This is a genomic window from Limnofasciculus baicalensis BBK-W-15 (assembly GCF_024178385.1).
GTDB classification, from domain to species: Bacteria; Cyanobacteriota; Cyanobacteriia; order Cyanobacteriales; family Coleofasciculaceae; genus Limnofasciculus; species Limnofasciculus baicalensis.
Window position 1 is genome coordinate 1 of the sequence record NZ_JAMZMM010000562.1, and the last position, 2,827, is coordinate 2,827.

General features: G+C 43.7%; 2 protein-coding genes. Both read left to right on the forward strand.

The window, feature by feature from the left end; genetic code table 11:
- The first annotated feature begins 75 nt into the window (after positions 1–75).
- Positions 76–807, forward strand: a complete 732-nt coding sequence (locus NJ959_RS28100) for a GUN4 domain-containing protein (RefSeq protein WP_254015062.1) — start codon at positions 76–78, stop codon at positions 805–807.
- Between the two features lie 321 nt (positions 808–1,128).
- Complete coding sequence (locus NJ959_RS28105) at positions 1,129–2,706, forward strand: GAF domain-containing sensor histidine kinase (protein WP_254015063.1); 1,578 nt, start codon at positions 1,129–1,131, stop codon at positions 2,704–2,706.
- The last annotated feature ends 121 nt before the right edge of the window (positions 2,707–2,827 follow it).

Sequence of the window (2,827 nt, forward strand, 5' to 3'; positions counted from 1 at the left end):
GTTTCAATAACGCTGCTTTAGCTCGAAAATAGGATTGATTGCCATCACGTCCCGCAACTTGATATAAATCGCTTCATGACAAACCCAACGACTGCTTCATTTCCAGAAACCTCCAGCCAGATTGTCGAGTTGCTCAGTCAACTTCGAGGCAGTGCTGAAAAAAAACAACTTCAAATCATTTCAGAACAGGTTAATACAAGTCCTGTAGGTTTAGAAGTGTTAATGGAATTTCTCAAAGAAGAACCCTTAAGCCCTCCCAGCCTCAGTGCAGGTTTAGCCTATCAAACCCTTTATCAGGCGAATATACCCACCACTCAAGAATTTCTGCAAACCCATTTCCCCGCTGGCATTGTGCCCCTGCGCTCTGAGATGGGGATTGACTATGCCGAGCTGCAACAAAAACTTGCCCAGCAAGACTTTCTCGTAGCCGACACCTTGACTCTGGAAAAACTGTGCCAGTTAGGTGGATCAACTGCGCTGGGGCGAAAATGGCTGTACTTCTCTGAAGTAGAAAAGTTCCCCATTACTGACTTACAAACTATTAATACCCTGTGGTTAGTTCACTCGCTCGGCAAATTCGGATTTTCTGTGCAACGGGAAATCTGGCTCTCTTTAGGTAAAAACTGGGACAAATTCTGGCCTAAAATTGGCTGGAAGACTGGAAGCAACTGGACTCGATATCCCAATGAGTTCATCTGGGATCTGAGTGCCCCTAAAGGTCATCTGCCCCTTTCTAATCAATTGCGAGGGGTGCGGGTGTTTTCGTCTTTACTCTCCCACCCAGCTTGGTCCGTGAAGGCGGAGTAAGCTGTAAGTTGACTCCTGGTGATGGACAAAGGGGAATAGGGAACTCTTAACAGGGAACATCAGGTATACAAGTTAAATGCGCGTTAGCTTAGGAAGTGAATTTGTTGTCTGTTGTCAGTTTTCATTGGTCTGTTGTTTTTCAAATAACCAATGACCAATAACCAATAATAATCTCACTTGATAAGTTGATTATTCCTGGTGATGTGGGCATTCTATGTGTAACAGGTGGAAAGACTTGGGTAACACTTAAGTAAGCAGAAAATCGCTTTACTTGGATATTAACATTAAGGGCAGCAGTAAATGTTGGGAGCGGAGATTGTTATGAAAGAGCCGGAAAATAGACTATTTTGTCGTCTTGATGGCTTAACACCAGAAGTACGAGAACAAAAACGGTTCGGATTGCTTCGGCAGCTTGATTTAATCGAGGCTGACAAGGTTGCCGTTTTTGATGAAGCCACTCAAACTGCTGCCCAATTTTTGGATGTTCCTATCTCCATCCTCAGTATCATGATGCCAGATTGCCAGCTCATCAAATCAGCCGTCGGTTTATCAACCCTTGGGCTGATGAATGAGCTGGCTGAGTCTCGTCAGATACCGCGCCAGGAAAGCTTTTGTAGCTATGTGGTGGATAGCCATCAGGTTTTAGCCATTCCCGATACAGCGACTCATCCCATATTTGCTAGAAGTTTGCTGGTTGGTTACTATGGCATCAGATCTTATTTGGGTGTGCCCCTCTTGACAAAAGATGGAGATTGTCTGGGTGCGCTGGCGGTGATGGATGTTGTTTCTCGCTCTTTTACTGCTAGTGAGATTAAGTTTCTGGAAATGACGGCTCGTTGGAGTTTTAGTGAATTCGATCGCAACCGTCTGGTGAAACAACAGTCTAGAATCGGTGGTAATCAGTGGACTAAATCTCTAGAAGTTAGTATGTCTGAACCGGAGGGCGATACAACTCAAAATGGCTCTGAGCATATCCAGACACAATTATCATCACTAAATTCCATTAAAGTTAAATTAGTCGCTCAATTAACACAGGATTTGCGAACACCTCTCACCTCAATTATGGGGATGGCGAGCGTAATTAATCGCAAGATTTATGGCCCTTTAACCAGTAAACAGAAAGAATATATAGAAATTATCCATGAGAGTGGGCAGCATCTGGTATCCATGATTGAGGAAATTGTATCTCTCGGTATTGGCGATGCTACTACCAAAAAACTTAGCCTGACTCCTGTTGATATTGAAATGATCTCTCAACAGGTAATTAATAGTTTGTCAGGGTTAGCAAAACAGCATCAAAAACAGATCCGTTTATCGATGGAACCGGGGAATAGAATCTGGTTTATGGACAAAGATAAGGTGCGACAAATGGTGTACTATTTAGTATTTAGCATGATTTATTCTGCTGTTGCTGGGAGTGAGATTCGCGTCCACATCTCTCGCAAACGCGATCAGCTATCTAAGCGCTCTGGGGATGGCAATTCTAGATTAACGGATTTTCTGCAAATTGCTGTTTGGATTTCTCACCCCTGGTTGGGAGAGGGTTTACCTCAATTGTACAGAGATATCACTGAGTTACCTGTGCCATTGTCTCTGATGATTCCCCCTACTCCTGACGGGTTAGGATCTTCCCTGGAGTACGGGGAATTCACTTCTAGCGATCGCCTACCCTCTAACGGGATGCTTTCTGATAGCGATGATTCTACCGTTTTTCCTTTGAGTGGGGAACCCAAGGAAAAATCTCAACCTCCTGACTCCCGCGAACATTTGGGGCTATTGCTGAGTTATCATTTGGCTCAACAGCATGGCGGAAAACTTTCGGTGCAAGGTTTGTCGGAGTCAGGCTATCGCTATGCTATTCGTATACCTAAGTTGGAGCTGGCTGACGAAAGGTTGTAAGCTGTTGTTAGTTGTTCGTTGTTAGTTGTTCGTTGTTAGTTGTTGGTTGTTAGTTGTTAGTTGTTTAAATAACCAATAACCAATAACCAATAACCAATAACCAATAACCAATAACCAATAA